Raw genomic sequence first — 26,439 nt, forward strand, 5'->3', positions numbered from 1 at the left:
GCTTCCTTTCCTTACGGCATGACGTCGCCGGAGTTGGGCCCCAGCGTCTGTCCCACAAACAGGTTTCCGCCCGGGTCGCTGGCCAGCAGCACGGCGGCTGGTGCCACTTCGGCCGGCGTCCCAAAGCGCCGGAGCGGAAGCTCGGCGCGTTTCGCGGCCTTCCAGCTTTCCGAGATGCCCTCCACCAGCGGCGTTTCAATCGGTCCCGGGGCGATGCAGTTGACCAGGACATTGTCCGCCGCCGTTTCCAGGGCGAGGGCCTTGGAGAGGCCAACCACGCCGGCCTTGGCCGCACTGTAGTGGGTCAGCCCCACGCCGCCCTTGATGGCCAGCTGAGAGGCGATGTTGATGATGCGGCCCCACTTCCGCTGCCGCATCTCCCCCACCACCTCCCGACAGCACAGGAACACACCGGTCAGGTCCACCGTGAGGGTCTCATTCCACATGGCCAGGGACATGTCCTCCAGCGGAGACTCCGTCAGCAGGCCCGCGCTGTTGACCAGGACATCGATGCCGCCCAGCCTCTCCCGGGCCTCGGCGAAGGCAGCCCGCACGCTGGCTTCATCCGCAACGTCCACGCGGATGGTGCCGTCCCCTCCGGCCCGGTCCAGCACGGCCACCCGGTCCCCGTTGGCTTGGAAGGCCTCGGCGATGGCTTTGCCGATCCCGCTGGAACCGCCGGTCACCACCACCCGGCGGGCGTTTCCTGCGTGGGCGTTCCCGGAGGCCTGGTCAGCAGCATGGCTCGATGTGTTCATGGTTTCCTTTCCTTCTCGGCGCGTTGTCAGGCGCGCATCTTCACGGTGAGGCCGCCGTCGACCACCAGCGCCTGCCCCGTGATGTAGCGGGACTCGTCGGAGGTGAGGAACCCGATCACGCTGGCCACTTCCTCCGGTGTCCCCACCCGGCCCCAGGGGATGTCCTTCCCGGCCCGCTGCAGCCCTTCCGGCCCCAGCGAGTTCACCGGGTCCAGGGACTGCGGGGTCTCGATGAGGCCCGGGATCACCGCGTTGGCGCGGATCTGCCGCGGGCCGAGTTCCACGGCCACGCTGCGGACCAGGCCCAGGACACCGGCCTTGGCGGCGGCATAGTGGGCGTGTTCCTCCCACCCGTACACCCCGCCGGCGATGGACGAGACGGCAACCAGCGCGCCGCCGTCGGTCATTCTCTCCGCCCCGGCACGCAGCGTGCGCAGCACGCCGGTGAGGTCCACGTTGAGCATGTCGTGCCATCGCTCGTCCGTCATCTCCCCCAGCGGGGAATTGCGGAGTATCCCGGCGTTGGCAATGGCGTAGTCCAGCCGTCCGTACTCGTCCACGGCCCGCTGCGCCAGGGCGTCCACGGACACGGTGGTGCGGACGTCCACTTCGTGGATCACCGCCTCACCGTTGGCCTCCTTGACCAGCCGGAGGGTCTCCTCGGGGTCGTGGGGGTCGCCGGGGAAGGTGCCGATGACGGACACCACCCCCTGGCGGGCGTAGTGCACGGCGAGGGCACGGCCGATGCCGCTGGCGGCACCGGTGATGATGGCGACTTTACGGGGCGTCATGGGGGTGGTCCTCCAACAGGGCTTCAACAGGGGGCTTGGCGGCGATCATCAGGAGTCCGGAGACCAGGGTGCCCAGGGCACCGACCCAAAGGGCTGCGGTGCCGGTGCCGGCACCGGCAGCAATGGCGGTGAAGATGGCGCCACCGAGGATGGTTCCGGGCTGGCTCATGGCGCCGATGAAGGCGGTTCCGGTGGCCCGGCAGCTCACCGGGTAGCACTCGGCCATGAAGTACTGGATGGCGGCGTACGGGCCCACCAGGAAGAACAGGCCGGCGCCGTAGGTCAGGATGATCATGAACGGGCTGGTGGCGATCGGGCTGAGCATGATGGAGAAGCAGATACCGGAGATGATCCAGCCGCCGATGATGGTCCGTTTGCGGCCGATCTTGTCCCCGATCCAGCCGTGGAAGACGTAGCCGAAGTAGGCCAGCAGGTTGATGACGATCAGCATCCAGAAGGCGTCCGAAAGTTCCACGCCCTTCGCGTTCTTGAGCACCGAGCTGCCTAGGACGCTGAAGATGGTGATGCCGAAGAAGTTCACAATCCAGGCGAGCGAGAACACAAAAGTGTTCCGGCGCAGGTGCGGTTCCCAGATGCGCTTGAGCGGTGCCGCCGAGGAGTGCTCGACGCCGTAGGCGTGGGCGAGCGCGTGCGCGTCCTCAGTCTTTCCGTGCTTTTCGAGCTCGGTCAGCTTGTGGTGCAGTTCGAACTGGGGCGTTTCCTTGAGCTTGCGGGCGATCACCCAGACGATGACGGCGGCCGGAATGGTGGCCATCAGGTACAGGGCGCGCCAGCCCAGGGAGGGCAGGAAGGCCAGGGCCAGTGCGCTGGCAAGGAGGAACCCCAACGGCCATCCGCCCTGGATAAAGGAGTAGTGGAAGCCGGGGCGCTTGCGCTTATCAGCCACCTCGGTGACCTGGTAGACCTCGTTCATGTAGGTGGCGTTCACAGCCTGCTCGGAGAATCCGAGCCCGCCGAAAGAACGGATCACCACCAGCAGTGCGTTGCTGAAGAACGGGATGCCTGTGGGGATCAGTGCGGTCAGGCCGGAGACGACGGCGGTCCCACCAATGGTGGTCATCATCCCTTTGCGGCGGCCCAGCCGGTCAATCACGGGGCCGATGCCGAAGCAGACGATCGCGGTGCCGACGGCGATCCAGGTGTTGATCGCATAGGCTTCGGGCGCGGACCAGCCGAATTCCTGCTGCATGGCCGGCAGCAGGGTGCCGAACAGGCCGTAGTCGAAGACGGCCACGGTCCAGGCGAGCAGGGCGAGGACGGTAGCAGTGGTGGTGTGACGCTTGGAAAAGACGGGGAAGCGGCGCTTCTCGTCCGGGCGGGGCTGCGTCAGGTCGACAGCCGGGTCTTGGATGGTCATGACTTGTTGTCCTTACGGGGGCTGCGGGAAAGGAAGGAGTCGGCAATCTGGTCAAAGGTGCACCAGTTGACGCCCTCATGGGAGTTGATGTGTTCGATCAGGCGCTCAAGCATGAGCAGCACCTGCGGACGGCCGGAGACGTCCGGGTGGATGGTCATGGTGAAGACCGCCTGGTCCATTTCGCGGTAAACCCAATCGAACTGGTCCCGCCACATCTCCTCGATGTCGCGCGGGTTGACGAACCCGTGCGAGTTCGGCGCCGCCTTGATGAACATCATGGGAGGCAGGTCATCCAGGTACCAGTTGGCGGGAATCTCCACCAGGTCCGTTTCCTGCCCGCGCACCAGCGGCTCCATCCACGTTTGGGCGTCCTTGGTGTAATCGATCTTTTTCCACGAGTCCCCTACACGGACGTAGTACGGCTCGAAGTCACGGTGCATCAGGGAGTGGTCGTACTTGATGCCCCGTTCCAGCAGGATTTCGTTGGTGACAGGCGAGAATTCCCACCACGGTGCAACGTAGCCCGTGGGCCGGCGCCCGGAAACCTTCTCAATCAGTTCGATCGAGCGGTCCAGGATGGCGGTCTCCTGTTCCCTGGTCATGGCGATCGGGTTCTCGTGCGAATATCCGTGCACCCCGATCTCGTGTCCGGCTTCGACAATCATCTGCGTCAGTTCGGGGAAGGTCTCGATCGAGTGGCCCGGCACGAACCAGGTTGCCGGGAGGTTGTATTTCTCGAACAACCGGATCAGCCGCGGTCCCCCCACTTCGCCGCTGAACAGGCCACGGCTGATGTCGCACGGGGAGTCCTCGCCTCCATAGGAGCCGAGCATGCCTGCCACTGCGTCTACGTCCACGCCGAAGGCGACTTGAATGTCCTTAGCCATGAGATTTTCCTTTCAATTCGTATGAACCGGGGTGTTCTGGGGTGTCAGGCGGAAGGTTCAGGAGGCCTCCCTCGTTGGGTGAAGATTTCGGTGATCCGGTCCCGGTCGGGGTTGATCCTGAGCAGGAGGCTGAGCAGAATCAGCGACTGAGACGGCCGGAGGTGGCCGGAGCCGATGGCCCCGGCGGCACGCAGGTCTTCGCCGCCGCCGCCTGCCCCATAGATCGGGACCACAGGGCCGGCGTCGACGCGGGTGCTGGTGACCACTACGACGCCGGACGCCACCGCGGCGGCGACCTCGGAGCAGAGGCTGGGGTTGGCATTGCCACTTCCGGTGCCTTGCAGGACGATGCCCGCCGCTCCCGCTTCAAGGGCCGCGTGCATCAGGGTGGAGTCGGCGCCGGGGTAGGCGGCAACGACGTCCACCCGGGGGGATCCGCCGCCCGGCTGGGGCAACGGCAGGGCCTCAAGCCTGCCGGCACTGCCTGCCATGGCAACTTCTCCCTGGGCTGATACCTGGCCAAGTACCCCAAAATCGGGATTCGCAAAGGCATTGAGCCGAAGAGTTTGGCTTTTCCGGACGCCGGCGGCCGGGAAGATGGTGCCCGCGAAGTGCACCATCACGCCTTTCCCCCGTCCCTCCTTCGAACCCGCGACGGCGATGGCCCGGGCCAGGTTGTCCGGCCCGTCGGGAGCTTCGGAATCGGCGGCCCGTTGCGCGCCGGTGAAGACCACCGGCCTCTCGTCGCTGTGGGTCAAGTCGGCCAGGTAGGCGGTCTCCTCCATGGTGTCCGTCCCGTGGGTCACCACCACGCCCAGCACCTTGGGGTCCTTGAGGACTTCCTTGATGGTGGCGCAGATCCTGAGCATGTCCTCGAACGTCAGGAGGTAGGACCCCTTCTGGAACACGTCCAGCACCCGGACGGGGTGGGAAACGGGCGAGCCCAAGGCTTTGAACACCTGCTCGCCGGTATCGGAGGCGACGGCGCCGCCGGCCTGGGAAGAACGCGACGAGATGGTGCCTCCAGTGGCCAGCAGCACGACGTGGGCGTCGGTAACAGTCATTTCAGCTCCGGTGGTTGCCGCGCGGTCCGCCACCCAATCGATTGGGTTACTTTCCACGAGAAGACGGGCGTTGCATGTTCAGGACGGGTGACGCCGGGTTTCCGGGCGCCGGAAGGAAGTTTTGGGATCACCTACGCAAACGTTTGGGTAGCGCTGATGAATGACTATAGGATGTGAAGCGGATCACGTCAAGGGTCGCTCGGGCAGGCTATGAACCAGACCTGGGCTACAGTGACGCCGGTGGGCAGGAGAGGGACATGAAAGAAAAGGCCGACGGCGGCCGGACGGTCACGCTGAAGGATTTGGCCCGGGAGCTGGGCGTCCATCCGTCGACCGTCTCCAGGGTTTTGCATTCGGGTTCCGACGTGGCCAAGGGAGCCGCCTCGGCTGCCACCGCGGAGCGCGTCCGTGACCTGGCCCGCAAGCTCGGCTACTCCCCCGATCCGCAGGCCGCCAGCCTCCGCACCCGGCGGACGAAACTGCTCGGTGTCATCGTCCCCCGGCTTTCGGACCTGGTCCTGGCCATCATGTACGAGGGCATCGACGAGGCCTCAGCGGAGGTGGGCTACTCCGCCTTCGTGATGAACTCGCGCGATGACCCCGAGGAACAGCGGCGGAAGATCGACCTCATGCTGGCGCGCCGGGTGGACGGCCTGATCATTGGCGACGCCCACCTCGACGGCGGCCTTCTGCAGGAACTGACCGACCGGAAAGTCCCGTTCGTGCTGATGAACCGGCGGGTACCCGGCTACCCATCCGCCACCTGCGACGACGTCGTCGGCGGCGAACTCGTGGCCAGCCACCTGTGGGAGATGGGCCACCGGCAAGTGGCGGTGATCGCCGGCGAACCGTACGCAAGCACCGCCGTCGACCGCACTGCCGGCTTCCTGGACCGCTGGCGGTCGCTGGGCGGCACCATCTCCGACGATGACGTGGTGTGGTCCAGGTTCGATACCGCCGGGGGCCGGGAGGCCGGGGAAGAGATCCTCGCCAGCGGCAGGCCACGCCCCACCGCCATCTTCGCGGTCAACGATTTCGCCGCCATTGGAGCGATGGGAGCCTTGCGCTCCCACGGCCTCACGGTAGGCGTGGACGTGGCGGTAGTGGGCTACAACGACACTTCCCTGGCGGCCGAACTTCCCATTCCGCTGACCTCGGTCCACTCCCCCATGGCGGAGATCGGGCGGACGGCAGTGCGGCTTATCCAGGCCGTGCTCAGGGGCGAAAAACCCGAACCTGCACGGCTGAAGCCCACGCTGTGCGTGCGGGAAAGCAGCGCCGCCAGGGCGCCGGCGGAAGTGACCGCAAACTAAGTCCCGGCGCCCACGATCTTCAATGCCAGCAGGCAGGTGGCGCGGACTTCGCCGTCATCCAGGTCAACCCGCAGAAGCTCCTCGATCTTGTGCAACCTGTACGTCAGGGTGTTGCGGTGGATGAAGAGCTCGCTGCAGGTCTCGCGGGTATTCCCGCTGTGCCGCAAGTACGCCTCAAGCGTTTCGCGCAAGGCGGTGCCGCCGTCGGACATCAACGGGGCCAGGAGGCGCCGGGACATTCCCACCAGTCCCGGCCCGGGCAGGCCCTCCACCACGCCGGCGAGGTCTGCAACCGGCGCCTGATGGAGCCCCGGCTCGCCTACCCGGCGGCGGGCCAGCTGCAGCACCAGCGGCAGTTCGTCCAGATTCCCGCACCGGGAGACGACGGCGGACAGTTCCGGCGCGTCCTGGAAGGACTTCCGGACGGCTTCCATCAGCTCCATCCCGGCTTCCCTGCGCTGTACCAGCACGGTGGTGAGGCCCGCCTCCTCCATGAACCGCACCGTGCTGTACTCAGCCTGCAGGCCCACCCTCACGCGCCACGCGATGGTCCTCAGCTTGGCCGGCGCAATCTCCCCTGCTCCGCCGATCAGCACCGAGCCCCACTCCCCGTCCGGCTCGAACCCGGCCTCCGCGGCGTAGCGCCGCAGGGCCGGCGTCGGCGTTCCCCTGGCCTCGTAGAGCGCCTCCATGAACCGTGCGGCTTCCCGCGAATGCAGGGGCGACCGGGAGCCAAGGGTGTAGCTCAGCTGCATGGCAATGACCGCCGCCACCGGCCCCAGCAGCGGCTGCAGCACCACGCTGCTCTTGATTCCCTCGATGGCCAGCCTGAACCGGAGAATTCCGCCGCTCGGCAGGCTCAGGGTGGTCCGGGCCGTTCCGCCCCCGGCTGTTCCTGCGGAGATGAGTTCAAAGCCGTTGTGGTCAAGGACCGCAACCCGCGCCCGGATCGCGGTGGCAACCCGCTCCAGTACCTGCGCCAGGGAATGGCCGCCTGCCGCCAGCCTGGTGCACTCATCGGCCAGCTCCCACCCGGCGCGCAGCTCGGCATAACGTTCGGCCGCGATGAGCTGGTCCACATGCCTCATCACCAGGACGAACGGCACCTCCGGAGGCAGCTCAAGCAACGGAAGGCCAAGGGTTTCACAGGCCTTCACCAGGCCCGCCGGCAAGTCGCGGTGCGCTGCGCCCAGGCCGAAAACCAGCCCCGCTACGGGCACGGACATCAGACGCTCAACGTAGGCATCCCAAATGCGGTAGTCCTTGACGTTGAGGCCCATCCCGTTGGTCAGCAGCAGCGCGTTGACGCTGAGGAAGGGCGTGGGGTCCATGTGCTCCGTGGGCGCGCACCAGGCGATGGGCCGGGCGAGGCGTCCCGGACTGCCGGCCACGGCAAGGCGGATGTTCAGCGCGGGGTCCGCTAGTAGATCGGCAACACGCATGGCAATTCCTCCCGGTTAGTGCAAGAAGCATAATCCGCCTGTTCACATTCGGCGATCCGCCCAATTCCGGTAGGGTCCCCGCCTCTGTACCGTTGCCTGCATGCACAAAAACGTGACGGAAACCACGCCTGCCCAGGTGCTCCTGAATTCGGACATGGGTGAAGGTTTTGGATTGCACGAGTTCGGAAACGACGTTGCCCTGATGGAGATCATCGACGTCGCCAACGTCGCCTGCGGCTACCACGCCGGAGACCCGGACGTCATGAACCGCACGGTGGCCCTTGCCGCTGAGCACGGTGTGGCCGTCGGGGCCCATCCCGGGCTCCCCGACCCCATGGGCTTCGGCCGCCGCCGCATGGTCCTCACGCCGGACGAAGTGGAGTCGATCATCCTGTACCAGACGGGGGCACTGACCGCTTTCCTGGCGAAGAACGGCCTGTCCCTCAACCACATCAAGCCCCACGGGGCCCTCTACGGCATGCTCGCTGGCGACGAAGACCTCATGCAGGCAGCGGCCGGAACAGCCAAACAGTTCGCTGTTCCGTTCTACGGGCTCGCCGGCACCGCTCACGAAGCCGTGTGCCGTGCCATGGGTGTGGACTTCGTTGCCGAACTCTACGTGGACCTGAATTACGGCCCCGACGGCGGGCTCCTGATCCAGCGCCGCCCCGCGCCCACGGACCCGGCCGCCGCCGCAGAACGCGTCAGCCGGGCGGTGGCAGGCGAGCCTGTGGCCGCCGTCGACGGCACTCCCCTGGACATCACGTTCCAAAGCATCTGCGTCCATTCCGATGCTCCCAACGCCGTCGCCGTCGCCTCCGCCGTGCGCAAGGCACTCAACTCAACCCGATCCACCCACTCCTGAAAGCGAGAAGCACATGGCCACGATCGTTTCACCCCTTCCCGGAGTCTTCTACCGCAAGCCCGGACCGGGCAAACCCCCCTTCGCCAATGAAGGCGACACCATCGAAGTCGGCCAGACCATCGGCATCGTGGAAATCATGAAGCAGTTCACCGAGATCCAGTCCGACGTCGCCGGGACCCTTGAATCCTTTGAAGTCAACGAAGGCGAGATGGTCAACCCGGGCGACTCCATCGTCGTCATCCGGGAAGGATAAAGGCAGCCCATGAAACTGTTCATCGCAAACCGCGGCGAGATTGCCGTGCGGGTCGCCAGGACCGCCCGCGAAATGGGCATCGAGACAGTGCTGGGAGTCAGCGAGCCCGACGCCGAATCACTGGCAGCCCGGTCAGCGGACCATTACGTGGTGGTTGGCCCGGCCCAGGCAGCAGCCAGCTACCTGAACCAGGACGCCCTGGTCGCCGCAGCCCGGGAGCAGGGGTGCGACGCCGTGCACCCCGGCTACGGCTTCCTCTCGGAGAATGCCGACTTCGCCCGGAAGGTGGCAGACGCCGGCCTGACCTGGGTGGGCCCGAACGCGGACACCATCGCCATGATGGGCAACAAGTCCCTGGCCAGGGAATCGGCAGCCAAAGCCGGGGTCCCCGTGCTGCGGGGGTCGGACGGGCCTCTGGACCCGGAGGCGGACGCCGTCGAAATTGCGCGCGGCATCGGGTACCCGCTGGTGGTGAAGGCTTCCGCAGGAGGCGGCGGCAGGGGCATCCGCTTCGTGCACGACGAAGGCGAGCTCCTGGAGACCATCGAAATGGCCCGGGACGAAGCCGCTGCCGTCTTCGGTGACGCCACCGTCTACCTGGAACGGTTCGTGGAGCATGCCCGCCACGTTGAGGTGCAGGTCCTCGGCGACGGGACCAACTTCATCCATTTGGGTGACCGGGACTGTTCCATGCAGCGCCGTTCCCAGAAGGTGCTGGAGGAAGCCCCGGCCCCGGACCTTCCCGAGGCCGTCCGCACTACCATCCGGGAGTCTTCCGTAGCTCTGGCCCGCCAATGCGGCTACCACGGAGCGGGGACGGTGGAGTTCCTGTACGACCCCGTCAACCACGAGGCGGCGTTCATTGAGATGAACACGCGCATCCAGGTGGAGCACCCCATCACCGAGCAGATCACCGGCGTGGACCTGGTCCGCGAGCAACTGCTGATCGCCTCCACCGGCTCCATGTCGATTTCCCAGGACGACGTGCGCTTCACCGGCCATGCCATCGAATGCCGCATCAACGCGGAAGACCCCAACCACCACTTCTTCCCCAGCCCGGGGGTGATCCGGTCCCTGGAATGGCCATCGGGTGAGGGAATCCGGGTGGACACCGGCGTGGAGGCAGGATCGGTTGTGAGCCCGTACTACGACTCCCTCCTGGCCAAGCTGATCGTCCACGCCCCGGACCGGGACGCCGCCATCGCAGCTGCCCTGGCGGCTTTGGAGGCAACACACATCGAAGGGGTCAAGACCACCGTCCCCGTCCACACGGCGCTGCTGAAACGGCCTGAATTTGCCGGCGTCAGCCACCACTCCAAGTTCATCGAAACCGCAGCCGATCTGATGGGGGCAAAATGACCACCGACGCCGCCGTCCTCCCGGGTGCCCGCTACACCTGGGGCGGGGACGAATTCCTGTTCGTGGAAGTCTCCGAGGCCATGAGCCTGCCTGCGAACTTCAAGGTCATGTCCATCGCCGGCAGGCTCTCCGCGGCCCAACTGCCGGGAATCGTGGACATCTGCCCCGCCAACGCATCCCTGCTGGTGCGGTTCGATCCTGACGTCCTGCCTCCGGAACAGCTGGAAACGGCCGTGAGGGACATCGAGCGCGACCTGATGAACCACCAGGAACGGGCGCTTGAAACCCGGATCATTGAAGTCCCCGTCTGGTACGAGGACCCCTTCACCGCCGAAGTGGCTGAGCGGTTCCGCGAAGGCTTCCACCAGGAGCCTGAAGGCAGCGACATCGACTATGCGGCCAAGGTCAACCACCTCAAGGACGCCGCGGAATTCATCCAGCGGCACCACGAACAGCCGTGGCTGGTGTCCATGGTGGGCTTCGTGGCCGGGCTGCCGTTCCTGTTCCAGCTGGTGGACCGCGACAAGCAGCTGGAGGTTCCCAAGTACCTGAGCCCGCGGACCGACACCCCGAAACTGACCGTGGGGCACGGAGGATGCTTCGGCTGCATCTATTCCGTCCGCGGCGCCGGCGGATACCAGATGTTCGGCGTGGCCGCCGCCCCCATCTTTGATCCCGGGCAGGCCCTGGCGGACTTCAAGGATTTCATGGTGTTTTTCCGCCCCGGGGACATCGTGAAGTTCAAGCCGGTCACCGAGGCGGAATACAACTCAATCCAGGCCGAGATCTCGGCCGGCACCTTCCGCTACCGGCAGGCGCCGGTAACCTTCGAGCTGTCCAAGGCACTGGCAGACCCCGAAGGCTACAACCGTGAACTCATGGAGGCCCTCAATGGCATTTGAAATTGGAAACCCGGGCCTGGCCACCACTGTCCAGGACCAGGGGCGCACGGGCCACTACAACGTGGGCATCCCGCAAAGCGGTTCCATGGACCAGTACTCCGCTGAGCTCGGAAATGCACTGGTGGGAAACACGGCACGGGAAGCGGTCCTTGAGTGCACCTACCTCGGACCCGTGCTGACCACCGACAGCGACGCGGTCATCGCCGTCACGGGCGCCCCTGTGGAGGTGAAGGTCAACGGGGAGCCGCGGCCCCAGTGGAGCCGCCTGCTGCTGAAGGCCGGGGATCAGCTCTCCTTCGGCGTCATCCAGGGCGGCACCCGCTACTACATCGCAGTCCAGGGCGGCATCGACGTCCCGGAGGTGCTCGGAAGCCGCTCCACGTACAGCCTCGGCGGGATCGGCGGGTTCAAGGGCCGGAAGCTTGAGGCGGGAGACGTGGTCCCCGTGGGCGCGCCCCTCAACGGTGGAAAAATTCCCCAGGCCGAGACCGTTCCGGAGGAATTCCGGCCCGTTTACGCCAAAGAGCAGGAAGTCCGGATCGTGCTGGGGTTGTACGACCACCGCCTCACCGACGAAGGCCTGGGCAATCTCCTGAATGACGAGTGGAAAGTGACCCCGGTGGCTGACCGGATGGGCCTGCGCTACTCCGGCCCGGGGGTGAAATGGAAAGAACGGGAACAGCCTTTCGGCGCCGGCTCGGACCCCTCCAACATTGTGGACGCCGGGTACGCCGTGGGGTCCATCCAGATTCCCGGCGGCACCCAGCCCATCATCCTGCACCGCGATGCCGTCTCCGGCGGCGGGTACGCCATGGTGGGCACCGTGATCAGCGCCGACATGGATCTGGTTGCCAGGGCGGCCCCCGGAACGGCAACCCGGTTTGTGGCTGTCAGCCTGGCTGATGCCCTGGAGGCCCGGCGGGATCTTGCTGCACGCCGGAACAAGGCGTGGGCGGCACTGGGTCGATAAGGCAGTAGCAGTTCGCGTAACCAGCAGTTTCTGTATTGCGAAGGGCGCGCCCGGCGAAAGCCGGACGCGCCCTCGGTTCTGCCCCTGGACCCCTAGTCGTGGTTCCCAAGCGGCTGAGTTAGTCGATGAGCACCCGCGGCTTGGCCTCGTCGGTTGCTGCAAGAACGGCCGGAACCTTGCCCGACCGGTGGTTCAGCCAGTTCGCCCCTGCCAGCAGTGCCACCAACGCGAACGTGCTCAGGAGCTGGGGGCGGGAGTCCTCACCGATGAAGCCCACCGTGAAGATCGCCGCGAGGATGACCAGGCCGAGGGAAGTGAGCCACGGGAACCCGGGCATCCGCAGGGGAAGGTCCGTGCCCTCGCGGTCGGCGCGGAGCCGCAGCGCGAGCTGGGCCAGGAGCGCGGACGTCCACACCAGAAGACAGGTCGAGCCCACGATGTTCAGCAGGACCGGCAGGACCTTCTCGGGGAACGCCAGCTCCAGCACAACCGTGACCACGCCGAAGGCAACGCTGGCCAGGACTGCGGCCACCGGAACCCGAGCCGCGGACACCGAAGCCAGCCAACGCGGTGCTTCGCCGCGCTCGGCCAGGGAGAATGCCATCCGCGAGGCACCGTAGAGGTTGGCGTTGAGGGCGGAGAGCAGTGCCGCGACGGCCACCAGGGTGATGGCGGTGGCAGCGCCGGGCATACCGGCGGCGTCCAGCACTGCGGCGAACGGGCTCTTCAGCCCCGCCGAACCCACGGGAACCACGGCCGCGATCACGAAGATGGCACCGATGTAGAACACCAGGATGCGCCACAGCACGGTGCGGACTGCCTTCTTGACGCTGCGGGCCGGCTCAGCCGTCTCGGCTGCCGCCACGGACACGATCTCGGTGCCACCGAACGCGAACGCCACCACAAACAGTGCCGTCGCAATCCCGGCAAAACCACTCGGTGCGAAGCCGGCTCCGGTGAAGTTGGAAAGACCTGGCGACTGCACGCCCGGCAGCCAGCCGAAGAGCAGGGCGGCGCCCACCAGCAGGAACCCCACGATCGCCGCCACCTTGAGCAGGGCGAACCAGAACTCGAACTCGCCGAAATTCTTTACGCTGGTCAGGTTCACGCCGGTGAGCAGCACGATGAACACGAAGGCCATCAGCCACACCGGGAGGGCGGGGAAGATGGTGGCCAGCAGGCCCGCCGCGCCGAGCGCCTCGGCAGCGATGACCACCACCAGCTGCAGCCACCAGAGCCAGCCAACCGTGGCACCGGCCACGGGCCCGTACGCCTTGGCGGTGTACACGGAGAAGGCACCGCTGTCCGGATTGGCGGCAGCCATCTCGCCGAGCGCCCACATCACCAGGATGATGAGCGTACCGGCCACCAGGTAGGAGATCAGCACCGCCGGGCCGGCGGCCTGGATGCCGGCGCCGGAGCCGATGAACAGGCCCGCGCCGATGGCGCTTCCCAGGCCCATCATGGTGAGCTGCCGGGGTTTGAGGGCCGCGCCGAGGGCGCGGGCAGACGTCTTTGTCTGTTGTTCCATGGAGATTCCTCTGGTTGTAGGTGGAACTGTTGGGGATAAAACTTCAGGCCGCGTGGGCTGCCAGGAGCCGGAGCACGCGGTCGTTGGAAGCGGGGTCGGCAACGGTGATCCGCACGCCGTCGCCCTGGTACGCCCGGACCAGGATGCCGGCGGAATCGAACGCGTCCACCAGGCTCATCCGGAGGTTGTCATCCGCGCGGATCCACAGGAAGTTGCCCTGGCTCGGCTGCAGCTTCCAGCCCTGCGTTTCCAGCTGGGCGGCCATTCGGGCACGCTCCTGCCGGACGGCGGCTACCCGCGCTTCCATCTCCTCCCCCGCGTCCAGCGATGCGATGGCCGCCTTCTGGGCCAGCGCACTCACGGCGAAGGGCAGGGCCGTGCGGCGCAGTCCTTCGGCAATAGCCGGCGCCGCCACGGCGTAGCCCACGCGCAGGCCGGCGAGTCCATAGGCCTTGGAGAAGGTGCGCAGGACGCAGACGTTCGGGTACCGGCGGTAGAGCGCCAGGGAGTCGGGGCCGCTGCCGGCGTCGGCGTATTCCACGTAGGCCTCGTCGATCACCACCAGGATGTCGGAGCGTACGGATCGCAGGAAGGCCTCGATGCGGTCGTGGCTGATGGGCACTCCGGTGGGGTTGTTGGGGGTGCAAAGCAGGATCACTTTGGTGCGGTCGGTGACGGCGGCGGCCATGGCGTCCAGGTCGTGCCCCTCCAACTCGTCCAGCGGGATCCGGACCGACCGGGCGCCGGCCAGCTCCACCAGGATGGGGTACGCCTCGAAGGAGCGCCACGCGAAGACCACCTCATCCCCGGCGTCGCACAGTCCGGTGATGATCTGCTGCAGGACACCCACGCTTCCGGGACCCACCGCGACTTCTTCTGTGGTGACGCCCAGGTGCCGGGCCAGCCGTTCCCGGAGTTCGACGGCGGCGCTGTCCGGATAGCGGTTCATGGTGCCGGCCGCCTCGGCCACCGCAGCCATGGCGGCAGGCAGCGGGTCGTAATGGCTTTCGTTGCTGGCAAGGGCCGCGATGTCCGTACCGGCGCTGCGTCGGCCCGGGACGTACGACGGAAGGCCGGCTACCGCACCACGGAGGGTGGGCAACGCAGTTTTGGGAACGGCCAAAAGCTGATCACTGGTCATGAGGTCCGATCATGGAAGTGACCCGGACCACAATGCAAGGTAGGCTCCGGTGCCTGGGACTTCTGCTCAACTTCTAGTACCTCTGGTGAAAATATGACCATCGCAAACTCTCGCACCCTCGATTCCCTCGACGGCCGGATCATCCTTGCCCTAGACAAGGACCCCGAAGCCAGCGCCCTGGCACTTTCCCGGACACTCGGCGTCGCACGTAACACCGTCCACGCCCGGCTGGCACGGCTGGAGCGCAGCGGCGCGCTCCGCTCCTTCAGCCGCAGGCTGGACCCCGCCGCCCTGGGCTACGAACTCATGGCCTTCCTCTCACTCTCGATCAGCCAGACCCGGACAGGCTCGGTGGAGAACGGGCTCGCCTCGATCCCCGAGGTCATTGAGGTGCACGCCACCACCGGGGACGCGGACCTTATGGCCAAGGTGGTGGCCCGCGGCACGGCCGATCTCTACCGCATCACCAACGAGATCCTGGAAATCGACGGGATCGAGCGGACCAGCACGGCCATCTCCATCCTGGAGCTCATGCCGCCCCGCTACGACGGCCTCCTGGCCAGGCTGTCAGAGCAGGAAACCCGCCCTTCGGACCAAACGCGGTGACGGGCACCACACGTAGGCACATTGTCACTGCGAGCGCGTTCTGCTGCCAAAAGTCCCAGCAGCAACCAGCGGTGTTGCAAATGTGAGATGCAGGCCACACGATTCCTGCATGACTTCACTTACCGTCTCCGGCCGTGTGGCACAGGTTCTCAGCAGCTATGTCAGCGATGTCTTCGGCGTCATGGGCAACGGAAACGTCTACTTCCTGGACGCCGCGGAGCAGATGGGCCTGCGCTTCTCCCCCGTCCGGCACGAGGGCGCCGCCATCGCCGCCGCCGATGCCTACTACCGGACGTCCGGACGTCTCGCCGCGGGCACCACCACCTACGGCCCCGGCTACACCAACGCGCTCACCGCGCTGGCCGAGGCCGTCCAGGCGCAGATTCCCGTGGTGCTGGTGACCGGGGACGCGCCTACCAGCGGCGCCCGGCCCTGGGACGTGGACCAGGCGGCCATCGCCGCGGGCCTCGGCGCTGCCACCTTCACCGTCACCCGCGACGCCGGGGGCGCCATCACCCGGCAGGCGGTGGAGTACGCACTCACCCGGCGCACCGCCGTCGTCATTGCCATCCCCTACGACCTCGCGGCACTCGAGGCTGAGGACGAAGACCATCCAGCGCCGGCGGCACCAAAGGGAACGCACGACGGCGGCACGGACCTTGGGCAGGTGGCCCGCCTGCTCGCCGGGGCCAGGCGGCCGCTGATCCTCGCCGGCCGCGGCGCGCACCTCGCCGGCGCCGGCCCGGAACTCCGCGAACTCGCCGACCGGCTGGGCGCACTGACCGCCGGAACCGCCCTGGCGCTCAACCTCCTCAATGGCGAGGGGTACCTGGGCGTGGCCGGCGGTTTCGGCACCGACACCGCGGCCGGGCTCATGGGCGAGGCCGACGTGGTCCTGGTGGCCGGGGCCAGCCTGAGCCCGTTCACTATGCGGTTCGGGCACCTGCTGGGCCCGGACAGCACCGTCATCCAGATCGACACCGCCCTGCAGCCGACCAACCCGCGGGTGGACCTGTTCGTCCGCGCCGACGCCAAGTCCGCCGCGGAGCGTCTCCTCCAGCTGCTGGACGGCGATGCTGCGGCGGATGCTTGGCGCGCGGAAGCTTCCAAGCGTGTGGCTGCGGGACCGGGACATCATGCCGGATCCGACGTGACCGAAGACGGCCGGCTGGACCCGCGCGCCCTTGCCGCCGCGCTGGACGTCGTGCTGCCGGAGCGCCGCACGATAGTCCAGGACGGCGGGCACTTCATCGGCTGGGCACCCATGTACTGGAACATCCCCCGGCCGCAGGACCTGGTCATGGTGGGGACCGCTTTCCAGTCCATCGGGCTGGGACTTGCAAGCGCCGTCGGGGCAGCCCGTGCGCTGGAGGACGGCCGCACCCTGGTGCTGGCATCCGGCGACGGCGGTTTCCTCATGGGCCTGTCCGACCTTGAATCGCTGATCGGCGCGGCGAGCAGTGCCATCGTGGTGATCTACAACGACGCCGCCTACGGGGCCGAGATCCACCAGTACGGCTCGCAGGGCCTGACCGAAAAGCCCATGCTGATTCCCGAGGTGGACTTCAGCGGGATCGCCAGGGCTTTGGGGGCTGAGTCAGCCGTCATCCGTTCGTTATCGGATCTTGCCGCGCTTCAGGACTGGATCGACGCCGGCGCCAAGGGGACCTTCGTGGCCGACTGCCGGATCACGTCCACCGTCCGGGCCCCGTGGCTGAGCGAGTGGATGAACGCCAAGCGCGCGGCAAAGGCCGCGGTAGTGGGGTAAAACCCGCATGGGCGAAGTCACTCCCCCTAATCGCGGACACCGATACCGGGTTTTTGTATGACCCGGGTGACGCCTTGGGGGTGGAGCAAACGTATACCTAACGCCCACCCCTTTCGACTCCCCTATCTGGCGCCGCTGTGGCTCAGGGCATGGCGTGCCGACGTACAGTGATCCCCCGGGAGTTGATGAAATGGCCCCCGTGTCACCTACATAACTACGAGGGGACCGTTATGCGTCTGTTACGCCTTTTCATCGCTCTGCTACTCGCGGCAGCTGTCACTGTCGCGCTCCCCCTCCCGGCCCAGGCAGCCGACGTCGGAGTTCCTGGGCCATCATTCGCAGAGGACGGCGTTAAAACCCCGACTGCGGACAAGGCCCAAAGCAAACTCTGGTTCCAGGACGGGAGCTGGTGGGGGCTTCTGTGGAGCGCCCCTGCGAATGCGACGAAGATCCACCGGCTCGACACCGCACCACAGAAGTGGCAAGAGACGCCAACAATTGTTGACACACGGTCGAGCGCCCGCGGTGACGCGCTCTGGGACGCAAAGGACGGCAAGCTCTACGTCGTCTCAGGCACCACCGTCAACTCCGAGTGGAACTCGCCACCATCCCAGAAGGTGGTGACCGCCGGGTCCGCAGTGCTTCACCGCTACAGCTACAACGCGTCGACGAAGGCCTACTCAGAAGACGCCGGATTCCCCGTCACCCTTCACAAGGGGAGCACGGAATCGATTACGGTGGCCAAAGACTCCCTCGGCAAGCTCTGGGTCACCTACACCACCGTCTCGTCCGACAACAGCAACCGCGTCTACGTGAACCACTCGACGACGAGCGACACGGCGTGGGGCACTCCGTACGTCCTGCCGACAACCAACGCCCAGGTGCACTACGACGACATCTCCGCAGTGACGTCGTTCCAGGGCGACAAGATCGGAATCATGTGGAGCAACCAGAAGCCGGGGCAAAAGAAGTTCTACTTTGCCATTCACCAGGACGGCCAGCCGGACAAGTCGTGGCAGACCGAGGTGGCCTACGGCGGAGGAAAGAACTGCAAAGGCGGATGCGCGAACGACCATCTGAACCTCAGGCAGCTGACAAGCGACGGCAGCGGACGCCTCTTCGCGGCGATCAAGACAGCGAATCGAAACGTCGGCCAAACATTGGTGGCGCTGCTAGTGCGCGACGGCAAGGGGGACTGGACCAGCGCTGAGTTCGGTCAGGTGCAGGACGTCCACACCCGGCCCATGGTCATGATCGACGAGGAGCACCGCCAGGTCTGGATGTTCGCGGTGGCGCCCGAGGAGGGCGGAACCATCTATTACAAGAAGACGCCGATCGACAACATTTCCTTCCCGCCCGGCCCCGGCACGGCGATCATCAGCAGCGGCACCGACACGGACATCAACGACCCCACGTCAACGAAACAAAACGTCAACAGCCAGACCGGCCTGGTGGTGTTGGCCTCCGCGAGAAACAACGCCCGGTACTGGCACGCCTACATAGGTCTTGGCGGGTAGTCCACACCGATTGGGTAGGGATACGACGGCGGCACCCAGCCCGGGTGCCGCCCTTCGTATTTCCGGTCAGCAGAAGCATCTTCAGAAGCACGGCCCCTATCCGTGGGTGACCGCAGCGCCCACCAGACCAAAGAATGTCCCGGCCGCAAGGGCAATGACGGCGCGGTTCCGAGTGGGATACAGCCACCGCACTGCGAACACGGCCACTGCCAGGATCACGCCGTTGACGGCGCTCAGGATAACGGCGATCCATTCGCTCCCGGTGGCCACCCCGAAACCTCCGCCACTGCAACCGCTGATCCCGCACCAGGCAAAACTCGCCACCATCCATTGCGGAAGACTCAGCAGCACTGCCAGCGGCACGCTCCACCAGAGCTTCCTGGCGTCCGGTGTTACCCCACGCAGCCTCACTACCGGATTCGAGGGTGGAGTGCCGGGCATGGGGGCCGGAACCGGCGCACGCCTCCTTGCGCTGCGGACAACCCGTCGGAAGACACCCGCGTTGACCACCGCAAGGAGGACGTATCCGAGATAGTAAAGGACCGTCGTCGGGCTCGATCCGCCCGCGGCGCCAAACGTCCCGATAACGAAATACGCAGCCGAAACTGGCAGCGTCAAAACCACCATGGCGAGCAGCAGGCCCTCCTTGAACCTCGCATCCAAGCCCATGCCAACGATTCCGGTCAGAAGCGACGTGACAACAACGGCGAACGTCACAGACAAATAGGCGACGACGGCGATTCTGGCCCAGCGCGGCTGGGCCCATTCATTCGGCTCGGATCTTCCACCCACAACGCTCCCCCTTGACGTCATTCGGGCCCATCCTTCGCGAGGGAACCGACACGACATCGGATCACCCACAAACAGCAGGCACTTTGATAATCGCAGGCTAACAGCGAATGGCGGGCGCCGCCGCGGTGCGCGAGCCCTACTCGAAGGTCCAGGCCCCGGCGCCGTCCGCCCCGGTGGTCTTCCTGCGGCGCCGCAGCACCACAACTAGGAAAGCAGCGGTGGCGAGGAGCAGAGCACCGGCACTGACAGCGACCGCCGGAACTGGCACGTCGAAGGAACCCCCGGCGATGACGGCACCATCGGACCCGCCGCCGTCGGCCGCCGCGGCGGGCTCTCCCCCACCCGTGGCGGGCGCCGCAACAGCCCCGGCCGGTCCGCCGTCGAGCACGGTCAGGGACTTGGCATGCCTGTTCACCACCACCACGGAACCATCGCTCCGCTCGACCATCCGGCCGGGATCATCGCCGGTGGCAATGGTGCGCGCGGCAGCCGCCGCCCCGGCCGGGATGACAGAGACGGTATCGTCCAGGCTGTTGCTCACGTAGACGGTCCCGTCGTCTGCGGCCAGCACCTCCTGCGGCGCCTCGCCCACGGGGATCCGGCGTGCAACGGTGGTGCCTCCGGGCTCGAGCACCGCAACATCGTTCGTCAGGATGTTGGCCACATACACGGTCCCGTCCGGAGCCGCCGCAACCCCGTGCGGAGCGGCCTTGGCACCCACGTCAACGGTGTGCGACGGCCACGGGGCACCTGGCGGAATCACCGTCACCGTGCCCGCAAGCTGGTTGGTGGCGTAGGCGGTCCCGTCCTTGGCCACCGCCACCTTCACCGGATACGGCCCGGCCTGGATGGTCCGGTTCACCCACGCATCGCCCGGCTTCACCACGGACACCGAGTTCTCGTCGGGGTTCACCACGTAGAGCGATCCCTCCGGCCCCACGGTCAGCCAGTGCTTGCCGCCAGATACCTTCATCACCAGGGAAACCTCGGCCGCGCCCGGGGCCACGACTCCGATTTCGGACTGTGCGCCATCGGCCTGCGACACGTACAGCGTCCCGTCCGGCGTCACAGCCAGCGACGTGGGAAAGTGCCCGGTCTGGATGGTGCGGGACGGCACGGTCTCCCCCGGCCTGTACGCGCTGACACTTCCGTCCCAGCGATAGTCGCTGACGTACAGGGTGCCGTCCGGCCCGGACGCGATGCCCAAGGGCTGACCGACGGCGCCAATCACCTTCGCGTCGGCGGCGGACGCAGGAGCGGCGACGACGGCGGAGGCCAGTAAGAGCGCGGCGCCGGTCAGCAGCGCCTTGCGGACGGCCAGGAGCGACGAAGAAAGCTGGCGTGAAGACGTGGATCCCAAGATTGTTCCCCCAAAAAAATGTTGCCGACCCCCTCGGCAATTCTCCGATCCTACCTGCCGCGACCGTTCGTACGGGCTGCGACGGCTGCGGTAGGAGCCAGCAGACCCGGCCGGCCCCCTCCCGGGTCAAACCCCTGGAAACGGGCCTATAGTCAAAGGGACGGCACGTGCCACAGGTGCAGATGGCTGCACTCGCGCGACGCCACTTTGTCCCTGAATCGAGCCCGCCGTGGCCACCACCCCGCAGACACCCCACGCCCGTCCCGGCCCCGGAAAGAGCGGTCCGCAGATCCCCGCCCGGCCTGGCCGCGTGGCTAGGTGGCGCATTGGCCGGGTTGTGGCCCTTTCACTGGCCGTAGGGATCCTCGCCGCCGTGCTCCTGGCCGCCGCTCCCTTCGTCCGGGCGCGGGAGAGCGAAATTACCGGTGCAGTCCTGTGTGGCTTCGCCTTGGGGTGGGCGATGCTGGCCATCCTCTCGGTACGGTTCACTGACCAGCCGCAGCGCTGGGCATTTGTTCCCGCAGTGTTCATGGGCACCGGCGGTCTTCTCCTGGTGGTGTTCGGTTCCCCTGTGGACGGGGTGCTCAGCTGGTTGTGGCCGCCCGCCCTGCTGGCATTGGTGATCTGGATGTTCTTCCAAGTCCGCCGGCACCTTCACGGCAGGAGCCGGGGATGGCTCATCTACCCGGTGCTGGCGATATTGGCCCTGGCCTCCATCGGCGGCGGCTACCAAACCCTGGGTGCAGCGGCGGATGCCAGAGCATTCCCGGCGCCTGGCCAGCTGATCGACGTCGGCGGGTACAGGCTCCACTTGAATTGCACCGGGTCAGGCAGCCCCACGGTGGTGCTCCAACCGGGCGCCGGCGAGATGTCCTCGAACCACGGGTGGATCGCCACCGCCATAGCCAACGACACCCGCGTCTGCGTCTCCGACCGGGCCGGCCGGGGGTGGAGCGAGTCCGCTGACAACGCCCAGGACGCCACACAGATTGCCGCCGATCTCCACACCCTGCTGCACCGCGGCAACGTCCCCGGACCCTACGTGCTCGCCGGCCATTCCTTCGGCGGCCTCTATGTGCTCACCTTCGCCGCCCGCTACCCCGATGAGGTGGCCGGCATGGTGCTGATGGACTCCACGGACAGGGCAGCAACAGACACCCCCGGCGCGGCTGCCGCCCCAGGCAGCTATGACGCCCTCGGCCGGATCTCAGCGTTGATCTCTACAACGGCCCGGCTCGGCCTGGGCCGGGTGTACGCCCCGCTCGAGGTCGGTACGCTGCCGGCCAGGTCCCGGGACGAGGTCCGCGCCAACATCGCGAGCCCCGCGAACCTGCGCAGCACCCTCGACGAGTACATCCAGGCGAACAGGTCGATGCAGGAAGCCGCATCACTGCGGGACTTCGGTAGCAAACCACTGGTGGTGCTGACAGCAGGCGTCGGCAACAGCAGCAGACACCAGGACGCCCAGAACACATTGGCCGGCCTCTCCACCAACAGCGTTCACCAAACCGTTGATTGGGCCAGCCACGAAGCGCTTGTTGCCGACCAGGCCGGTGCCGCAGTCACCACCCAGGCGATCCTCGACGTCGTATCGTCGGTCAGGAGCGGCGGCCCCCTGGCGCGCTAATGCCTGTTCCAGACCCCGAGCGGCGGCACCCAACCCGGGTGCCGCCGTCGAACGATCCGCTGTAAGTACCCCTATCCCGCCGGCGCAGGGACCACGTTGCTGAAGGTATTGCCGGTGGAGTACCGATCGAACCGCCAGGGGTTGGCGTTGTTCCGGACGCTCTTGAACGTGACGCCGCTGAAGGTTGAATCAGTCAGTCCCTTGATGTTCACGGGATTGACGTTCCGGAACACCACATCCTGGAACGTGAAATTGCTGAACGTGGCCGTCCCCTCGCCCAGGGCCGGCCCGGCCTGGATGTCGATCACAGGCTTGCTGTCCGAGACCGCCATGCCGCAGGTAGGCGAGTTGTTGCCATCCACTGACACGTTGCGGACGGCGACGTCCTTGAAGGTGGCGGAATCGGCTGCCACGTAACCACTCGGTGACTGGTTGTAGCTGAGCGTCATGATGAAGGCGCTGCTGCCCATGCATGCCATGGCGGTGTCCCGGAACAGGAAGTTCCGCCCGCCGCCGCCCATGTCCGAGGTGCTCTTCATGCGCAGGCCGCCGGTCTCCACCTTGTACATCACGTTGTCCTCCGCCAGGACGCGCTGCACCCATGCCGCGGTGTTGGAACCGACCGCGATGCCGCCGTGGCCCATCCGCATGTAGTTGTTGAAGATCCAGACGTCCTCGCTGGGCCTGCCCTGCGCGCCGTACTTGCCTTGACCTGCTGCGAAGTTGACCTGGTCGTCGCCGGTGTCGAAGAAGTTGTTGACCACGATGCCGTTGCTGGTCCCGCCAAACTCCAGGCCGTCGCCGTTGTTGGTGTTGTAGGTGGCGTGCCGCATGCCGTTGACGGTGGCGTTCCCGCTGTCCAGGACCATGACGCCGTGGAAGGCCGGATTATCCGCAGTGACGCCCTCCAGGTACAGGTTCTCCACACCCATGAAGGTCATCAGGCTGGAACGGTACTGGCCGTAAATTACGGAGTCCTCCAGCGTGTCCGGCTTGTTGACGATGCCGGTCAGGGAATCCGGGTTCTCCTTGGCGTTGCGGAACTGGTTGGCCGCGAGCAGACCGTCGTCGAGGACCTTGCCGGCGCTGCTGGCCACGTACTGCGGCAGTTCGTTGCCCGCCTCATCGGTGATGGATCCTGCACTGGTGCGCTTCCAGCCGTTGCCGTCCACCACGCCCTTACCGACAATGCGAACGTTGCTGGCCGTCGCGCCGGGCTCGCGGCCCTCCTTGGACCGTCCGTTGTCGTCCGGCAGGACGTTAAGGAGCGACGGCGGCCGCAGGAAGTTGCGGTATTCGGCTTCCGTGGGCAGGGGCTCGGGGACGGGATAGAGGTAATAGCCCTTGGCCAGCGGGTAGTCCTCCGGCCGGTCCGAGCCCAGCAGCCGCGCCCCCTCCTGGAGCTCCAACGTCATGTTCGAGTGCAGGAACAGTGCGCCGGTCCGGAAGGTGCCTTCAGGTACGACGACGGTGCAGCCGGGGGTGCGGCAGGTATCGATGGCTTTCTGGATGGCTACGGTGTCCAGGGTGGTGCCATCGCCCTTCGCCTTGTAGGCGGGATCGGTGACGACGACGGTGTGCCGCTTCGGTGCGGTGGTGACGGTAATGGTCTCACTCGCCGGGGTTTCGGTACCGTCCGCGCGGACCCCCGTCACGCCGAAGGTATAGGTAGTGCGCGGGGACAGGCCCGTCACCGTAAAGTTGTGGGCCACCGTCCTGGCATGGAAACCGTCCTTGTCCGCGGCCCTGAAGGCGTCAACGTATTCCTGTGCCGGCGAGTTTTGCCGGGCATTCTGCTCCGCGGTGCCAATCGGGGCGCCATTGCTGTACACCCGGTAGTCGACGACGTCTTCGTAGAGGTCCGGCTTGTTCCAGACCAGCAGGGTGGTGGTGTCATCCGTCGCCGCGGCCGGGACGCAGAGGTTCTGCGGAGCCCGGGCGGTGCCCTGGTCCAAGCGGACACTGGAACTGGAGCACGCCGGCGAGTCGTCCGTGCCCGGTGGTGCTGCCGAGCTGGGCCCGGCGACCGCGGTCAGGGAAGTTAATCCGATCAGGACCGTGGCGGCGGCACCGGCAAGGCGGCGGCCACGCTTCCGTGGGGTTCTGGCAACCTGCATGTCATCCTTTCCGGGGCACGTCAATGAGCCCCGAAGTGAGTAGAGGTATTCGTCGTGAGACCTTCGCGAAAATGGACGCTGCGCAGGCGTCTGAGAAAACGTTTTCTTACACGAGGATATGTTGCCGGGGTCACCCGGTCAAGGACGCGGCAGCCGCTGTACCCTCATTGGGGCACGCAGGGTCAGAGGACTTTGGAGAGGAACTCCTTGGTCCGCTCGTGCTGCGGATTGGTGAGGATTTGCCGGGGCGGCCCGGCCTCCACCACCACGCCCTCGTCCATGAACACCAGCGTGTCCGCCACCTCGCGGGCGAAGCCCATCTCGTGGGTCACCACCAGCATGGTCATGCCGCTCTTGGCCAGTTCCTTCATGACCTCCAGCACCTCACCCACCAGTTCCGGGTCAAGGGCACTGGTGGGCTCGTCGAAGAGCATGAGCTTGGGGTCCATGGCCAGGGCGCGGGCGATGGCCACCCGCTGCTGCTGCCCGCCGGACAGGTGCGCGGGGTAGGCGCCGCCCTTGTCCTCCAGCCCCACGCGTTCCAGCAGCTCGTTGGCACGGGCGGTGGCTTTGGCCTTGGAGAGGCCCTTCACCCGCATGGGAGCAAGGGTGACGTTCTCCAGCGCAGTCAGGTGCGGGAAGAGGTTGAACCGCTGGAACACCATCCCGATCTCCCGGCGCTGGAAGGCCGCTTCGGAGAGCTTCAGTTCGTACAGCTTCCCGCCCTTTTGGCGGTACCCCACCAGCTCACCGTCGATCGACAGCCGGCCGCCGTCCACCCGTTCCAGGTGGTTGATGCAGCGCAGGAATGTCGACTTTCCCGAGCCGCTCGGCCCCACAATGCACAGCACCTGGCCTCGGCCCACCTCCAGGCTGATCCCGCGCAGCACCTTGTTCGTGCCGAAGTTCTTGGACACCTTCTCGGCAAGCACCATGGGCACGCCCGTCATCCCTTGCCTCCAAACTCATTGCCAAGCGGGGCGCCGGGCTCCCCCGGAAGCGGCGTCCCGGGACGCGCCGTGGGTGCCGGACCCGCCTGGGCCGCTGCCGACGTCGGCGATTGCCTGCCCGTGTCTGCCCGCCCGGTGCCGCGGGAGAAACGCTTTTCAATGAAGTGCTGGCCCACCATCAGGACGGACGTGAAGAGCAGATACCACAGCGATGCCACGATCAGCAGCGGAACCGGAGTGAACGTCACCGCGGAAATACCACGGGACACGCCGTAGAGGTCGATGCTCAAGGGAATTGCGGCCACCAGCGAGGTGGTCTTCAGCATCGAGATCACCTCGTTGCCGGTGGGCGGAATGATGATCTTCATGGCCTGCGGCACCACCACGAACCGCATGGTCTGGCCCCAGGAAAGGGCCAGCGCCGTGGCTGCTTCCTCCTGGCCCCGGTCCACGGAAAGCAGTCCCGCACGCACGATCTCGGACATGTAGGCGGCCTCGTTCAGGCCCAGCCCGATCACGGCGGTGATGAAGAGGTTGGTGAAGATCACGTTAGGGATGGTCACCCACGGCTGCATGAACGGAATGCCCAGCGTGAACACCGGATAGATCAGGGACACCAGGCCCCAGAAGACCAGCTGCACGTACACCGGGGTCCCCCGGAAAATCCAGATGTACAGCCAGGCGATGTTCTTCAGCACCGGGTTGGGCGACAGCCGCATGATGGCCAGCAGCAGGCCGATGACGATCGCGCCGATCATCGCGTAGATGGTCAGCGACAACGTCACCCACGCGGCCTGGCTGATCCGGCGGTCGAAAATGTACTTGCCCACGTCCGCCCAGCCGTAATCCGGGCGCTGGGCCGCGTCCAATATGAACACCGCAAGCCCGAGCACCAAAAGCACGGCGATCAGGATCCGCCACGGGTGGCGCAGCGGAATGGCGACGATGGCCTCGGCCGGCGCGTCATCCGCGGCGCGCCAGTTGCCGCTCCTGGGACCTTCGCTGGGTTCCGCCGCGGTCATACCGCCGGTTTCCGGCCTGCTCATGT

23 protein-coding genes are annotated in these 26,439 nt (G+C 66.4%); 10 read left to right on the forward strand and 13 right to left on the reverse strand.

What is annotated here, in order from left to right; all coding sequences use genetic code 11:
* Window positions 1–11: 11 nt before the first annotated feature.
* The 5 genes from QFZ57_RS19710 to QFZ57_RS19730 are packed head-to-tail and all read right to left on the reverse strand — an operon-like array spanning window position 12 to window position 4,878.
* On the reverse strand, window positions 12–758 hold the full coding sequence (locus QFZ57_RS19710; protein ID WP_306632142.1) for an SDR family NAD(P)-dependent oxidoreductase: 747 nt from the start codon (window positions 756–758) through the stop codon (window positions 12–14).
* Window positions 759–784: 26 nt separating this feature from the next.
* Window positions 785–1,549 (reverse strand): SDR family NAD(P)-dependent oxidoreductase, encoded by a 765-nt coding sequence (locus QFZ57_RS19715; RefSeq protein ID WP_306632143.1) that lies wholly within the window; start codon window positions 1,547–1,549, stop codon window positions 785–787.
* Window positions 1,536–2,927 (reverse strand): MFS transporter, encoded by a 1,392-nt coding sequence (locus tag QFZ57_RS19720; protein WP_306632144.1) that lies wholly within the window; start codon window positions 2,925–2,927, stop codon window positions 1,536–1,538. Before QFZ57_RS19720 ends, QFZ57_RS19715 begins: the two co-directional genes overlap by 14 nt.
* Window positions 2,924–3,814: a polysaccharide deacetylase family protein gene (locus QFZ57_RS19725; protein WP_306901458.1), complete on the reverse strand. Its 891-nt coding sequence runs from the start codon at window positions 3,812–3,814 to the stop codon at window positions 2,924–2,926. Before QFZ57_RS19725 ends, QFZ57_RS19720 begins: the two co-directional genes overlap by 4 nt.
* A gap of 44 nt (window positions 3,815–3,858) precedes the next feature.
* The gene (locus QFZ57_RS19730) at window positions 3,859–4,878 is read right to left on the reverse strand and encodes an asparaginase (RefSeq protein ID WP_306901459.1); all 1,020 of its coding nucleotides are present in this window, start codon (window positions 4,876–4,878) and stop codon (window positions 3,859–3,861) included.
* A gap of 257 nt (window positions 4,879–5,135) precedes the next feature.
* Between QFZ57_RS19730 and QFZ57_RS19735 the strand changes: the two genes are divergently transcribed.
* Window positions 5,136–6,191, forward strand: coding sequence for a LacI family DNA-binding transcriptional regulator (locus QFZ57_RS19735; RefSeq protein ID WP_306901460.1), 1,056 nt, complete (start codon window positions 5,136–5,138; stop codon window positions 6,189–6,191).
* Here the strand turns inward: QFZ57_RS19735 and QFZ57_RS19740 are convergent.
* A complete protein-coding gene (locus QFZ57_RS19740) occupies window positions 6,188–7,633 on the reverse strand; it encodes a helix-turn-helix domain-containing protein (protein ID WP_306901461.1) in 1,446 nt (481 codons plus the stop codon). The genes QFZ57_RS19735 and QFZ57_RS19740 overlap by 4 nt on opposite strands.
* A 100-nt stretch (window positions 7,634–7,733) precedes the next feature.
* Between QFZ57_RS19740 and pxpA the strand changes: the two genes are divergently transcribed.
* Genes pxpA through QFZ57_RS19765 form a run of 5 tightly spaced genes read left to right on the forward strand, consistent with a single transcriptional unit; the run spans window position 7,734 to window position 11,982 of the window.
* Window positions 7,734–8,498, forward strand: coding sequence for a 5-oxoprolinase subunit PxpA (pxpA, locus tag QFZ57_RS19745; protein WP_306901462.1), 765 nt, complete (start codon window positions 7,734–7,736; stop codon window positions 8,496–8,498).
* Window positions 8,499–8,511: 13 nt separating this feature from the next.
* Entirely contained in the window at window positions 8,512–8,751 is a 240-nt protein-coding gene (locus QFZ57_RS19750) for an acetyl-CoA carboxylase (RefSeq protein WP_306632150.1), read from the forward strand.
* Between the two features lie 9 nt (window positions 8,752–8,760).
* Window positions 8,761–10,110, forward strand: coding sequence for an acetyl-CoA carboxylase biotin carboxylase subunit (locus QFZ57_RS19755; RefSeq protein WP_306901463.1), 1,350 nt, complete (start codon window positions 8,761–8,763; stop codon window positions 10,108–10,110).
* Window positions 10,107–11,012: a 5-oxoprolinase subunit B family protein gene (locus QFZ57_RS19760; protein WP_306901464.1), complete on the forward strand. Its 906-nt coding sequence runs from the start codon at window positions 10,107–10,109 to the stop codon at window positions 11,010–11,012. The genes QFZ57_RS19755 and QFZ57_RS19760 overlap by 4 nt, the downstream gene beginning before the upstream one ends.
* Window positions 11,002–11,982: a biotin-dependent carboxyltransferase family protein gene (locus QFZ57_RS19765; RefSeq protein WP_306901465.1), complete on the forward strand. Its 981-nt coding sequence runs from the start codon at window positions 11,002–11,004 to the stop codon at window positions 11,980–11,982. Before QFZ57_RS19760 ends, QFZ57_RS19765 begins: the two co-directional genes overlap by 11 nt.
* 118 nt (window positions 11,983–12,100) lie before the next feature.
* Here QFZ57_RS19765 and QFZ57_RS19770 read toward each other — a convergent pair whose 3' ends face one another.
* On the reverse strand, window positions 12,101–13,513 hold the full coding sequence (locus QFZ57_RS19770) for an amino acid permease (protein WP_306901466.1): 1,413 nt from the start codon (window positions 13,511–13,513) through the stop codon (window positions 12,101–12,103).
* Between the two features lie 43 nt (window positions 13,514–13,556).
* Window positions 13,557–14,654, reverse strand: coding sequence for a histidinol-phosphate transaminase (gene hisC, locus QFZ57_RS19775; protein WP_306901467.1), 1,098 nt, complete (start codon window positions 14,652–14,654; stop codon window positions 13,557–13,559).
* 93 nt (window positions 14,655–14,747) lie between these two features.
* On the opposite strand from hisC, the gene QFZ57_RS19780 reads away from it, so the two are divergent.
* The 3 genes from QFZ57_RS19780 to QFZ57_RS19790 all read left to right on the forward strand — a co-directional run bounded on the left by QFZ57_RS19780 (window position 14,748) and on the right by QFZ57_RS19790 (window position 18,545).
* Window positions 14,748–15,260, forward strand: a complete 513-nt coding sequence (locus QFZ57_RS19780) for an Lrp/AsnC family transcriptional regulator (protein ID WP_306901468.1) — start codon at window positions 14,748–14,750, stop codon at window positions 15,258–15,260.
* Between the two features lie 109 nt (window positions 15,261–15,369).
* Complete coding sequence (locus QFZ57_RS19785) at window positions 15,370–17,028, forward strand: thiamine pyrophosphate-binding protein (RefSeq protein ID WP_306901469.1); 1,659 nt, start codon at window positions 15,370–15,372, stop codon at window positions 17,026–17,028.
* 230 nt (window positions 17,029–17,258) lie between these two features.
* Window positions 17,259–18,545, forward strand: coding sequence for a hypothetical protein (locus tag QFZ57_RS19790; RefSeq protein ID WP_306901470.1), 1,287 nt, complete (start codon window positions 17,259–17,261; stop codon window positions 18,543–18,545).
* A gap of 96 nt (window positions 18,546–18,641) precedes the next feature.
* Here the strand turns inward: QFZ57_RS19790 and QFZ57_RS19795 are convergent, their stop codons facing one another.
* Both QFZ57_RS19795 and QFZ57_RS19800 read right to left on the reverse strand, forming a co-directional pair.
* Window positions 18,642–19,358: an SCO4225 family membrane protein gene (locus QFZ57_RS19795; RefSeq protein WP_306901471.1), complete on the reverse strand. Its 717-nt coding sequence runs from the start codon at window positions 19,356–19,358 to the stop codon at window positions 18,642–18,644.
* Between the two features lie 115 nt (window positions 19,359–19,473).
* Entirely contained in the window at window positions 19,474–20,697 is a 1,224-nt protein-coding gene (locus tag QFZ57_RS19800; protein WP_306901472.1) for a Vgb family protein, read from the reverse strand.
* Between the two features lie 229 nt (window positions 20,698–20,926).
* On the opposite strand from QFZ57_RS19800, the gene QFZ57_RS19805 reads away from it, so the two are divergent.
* On the forward strand, window positions 20,927–22,324 hold the full coding sequence (locus QFZ57_RS19805; RefSeq protein ID WP_306901473.1) for an alpha/beta fold hydrolase: 1,398 nt from the start codon (window positions 20,927–20,929) through the stop codon (window positions 22,322–22,324).
* A 71-nt stretch (window positions 22,325–22,395) separates the two neighbouring features.
* Here the strand turns inward: QFZ57_RS19805 and QFZ57_RS19810 are convergent, their stop codons facing one another.
* The 3 genes from QFZ57_RS19810 to QFZ57_RS19820 form a co-directional block, all read right to left on the reverse strand.
* A complete protein-coding gene (locus tag QFZ57_RS19810; protein ID WP_306901474.1) occupies window positions 22,396–24,441 on the reverse strand; it encodes a glycoside hydrolase family 28 protein in 2,046 nt (681 codons plus the stop codon).
* 182 nt (window positions 24,442–24,623) lie between these two features.
* Complete coding sequence (locus tag QFZ57_RS19815) at window positions 24,624–25,391, reverse strand: amino acid ABC transporter ATP-binding protein (RefSeq protein WP_306901475.1); 768 nt, start codon at window positions 25,389–25,391, stop codon at window positions 24,624–24,626.
* Window positions 25,388–26,437 (reverse strand): amino acid ABC transporter permease, encoded by a 1,050-nt coding sequence (locus tag QFZ57_RS19820; protein WP_306632164.1) that lies wholly within the window; start codon window positions 26,435–26,437, stop codon window positions 25,388–25,390. Before QFZ57_RS19820 ends, QFZ57_RS19815 begins: the two co-directional genes overlap by 4 nt.
* Window positions 26,438–26,439 lie beyond the last annotated feature (2 nt).

The sequence above is a fragment of the Arthrobacter sp. B1I2 genome (assembly GCF_030816485.1).
Taxonomy (GTDB): Bacteria; Actinomycetota; Actinomycetes; order Actinomycetales; family Micrococcaceae; genus Arthrobacter.

Coding starts and splice junctions, on each gene's coding strand:
- QFZ57_RS19710 (WP_306632142.1), bottom strand. CDS start 758: ATGAACACATCGAGCCATGCTGCTGACCAGGCCTCCGGGAACGCCCAC.
- QFZ57_RS19715 (WP_306632143.1), bottom strand. CDS start 1,549: ATGACGCCCCGTAAAGTCGCCATCATCACCGGTGCCGCCAGCGGCATC.
- QFZ57_RS19720 (WP_306632144.1), bottom strand. CDS start 2,927: ATGACCATCCAAGACCCGGCTGTCGACCTGACGCAGCCCCGCCCGGAC.
- QFZ57_RS19725 (WP_306901458.1), bottom strand. CDS start 3,814: ATGGCTAAGGACATTCAAGTCGCCTTCGGCGTGGACGTAGACGCAGTG.
- QFZ57_RS19730 (WP_306901459.1), bottom strand. CDS start 4,878: ATGACTGTTACCGACGCCCACGTCGTGCTGCTGGCCACTGGAGGCACC.
- QFZ57_RS19735 (WP_306901460.1), top strand. CDS start 5,136: ATGAAAGAAAAGGCCGACGGCGGCCGGACGGTCACGCTGAAGGATTTG.
- QFZ57_RS19740 (WP_306901461.1), bottom strand. CDS start 7,633: ATGCGTGTTGCCGATCTACTAGCGGACCCCGCGCTGAACATCCGCCTT.
- pxpA (WP_306901462.1), top strand. CDS start 7,734: ATGCACAAAAACGTGACGGAAACCACGCCTGCCCAGGTGCTCCTGAAT.
- QFZ57_RS19750 (WP_306632150.1), top strand. CDS start 8,512: ATGGCCACGATCGTTTCACCCCTTCCCGGAGTCTTCTACCGCAAGCCC.
- QFZ57_RS19755 (WP_306901463.1), top strand. CDS start 8,761: ATGAAACTGTTCATCGCAAACCGCGGCGAGATTGCCGTGCGGGTCGCC.
- QFZ57_RS19760 (WP_306901464.1), top strand. CDS start 10,107: ATGACCACCGACGCCGCCGTCCTCCCGGGTGCCCGCTACACCTGGGGC.
- QFZ57_RS19765 (WP_306901465.1), top strand. CDS start 11,002: ATGGCATTTGAAATTGGAAACCCGGGCCTGGCCACCACTGTCCAGGAC.
- QFZ57_RS19770 (WP_306901466.1), bottom strand. CDS start 13,513: ATGGAACAACAGACAAAGACGTCTGCCCGCGCCCTCGGCGCGGCCCTC.
- hisC (WP_306901467.1), bottom strand. CDS start 14,654: ATGACCAGTGATCAGCTTTTGGCCGTTCCCAAAACTGCGTTGCCCACC.
- QFZ57_RS19780 (WP_306901468.1), top strand. CDS start 14,748: ATGACCATCGCAAACTCTCGCACCCTCGATTCCCTCGACGGCCGGATC.
- QFZ57_RS19785 (WP_306901469.1), top strand. CDS start 15,370: ATGACTTCACTTACCGTCTCCGGCCGTGTGGCACAGGTTCTCAGCAGC.
- QFZ57_RS19790 (WP_306901470.1), top strand. CDS start 17,259: ATGCGTCTGTTACGCCTTTTCATCGCTCTGCTACTCGCGGCAGCTGTC.
- QFZ57_RS19795 (WP_306901471.1), bottom strand. CDS start 19,358: ATGACGTCAAGGGGGAGCGTTGTGGGTGGAAGATCCGAGCCGAATGAA.
- QFZ57_RS19810 (WP_306901474.1), bottom strand. CDS start 24,441: ATGCAGGTTGCCAGAACCCCACGGAAGCGTGGCCGCCGCCTTGCCGGT.
- QFZ57_RS19815 (WP_306901475.1), bottom strand. CDS start 25,391: ATGACGGGCGTGCCCATGGTGCTTGCCGAGAAGGTGTCCAAGAACTTC.
- QFZ57_RS19820 (WP_306632164.1), bottom strand. CDS start 26,437: ATGAGCAGGCCGGAAACCGGCGGTATGACCGCGGCGGAACCCAGCGAA.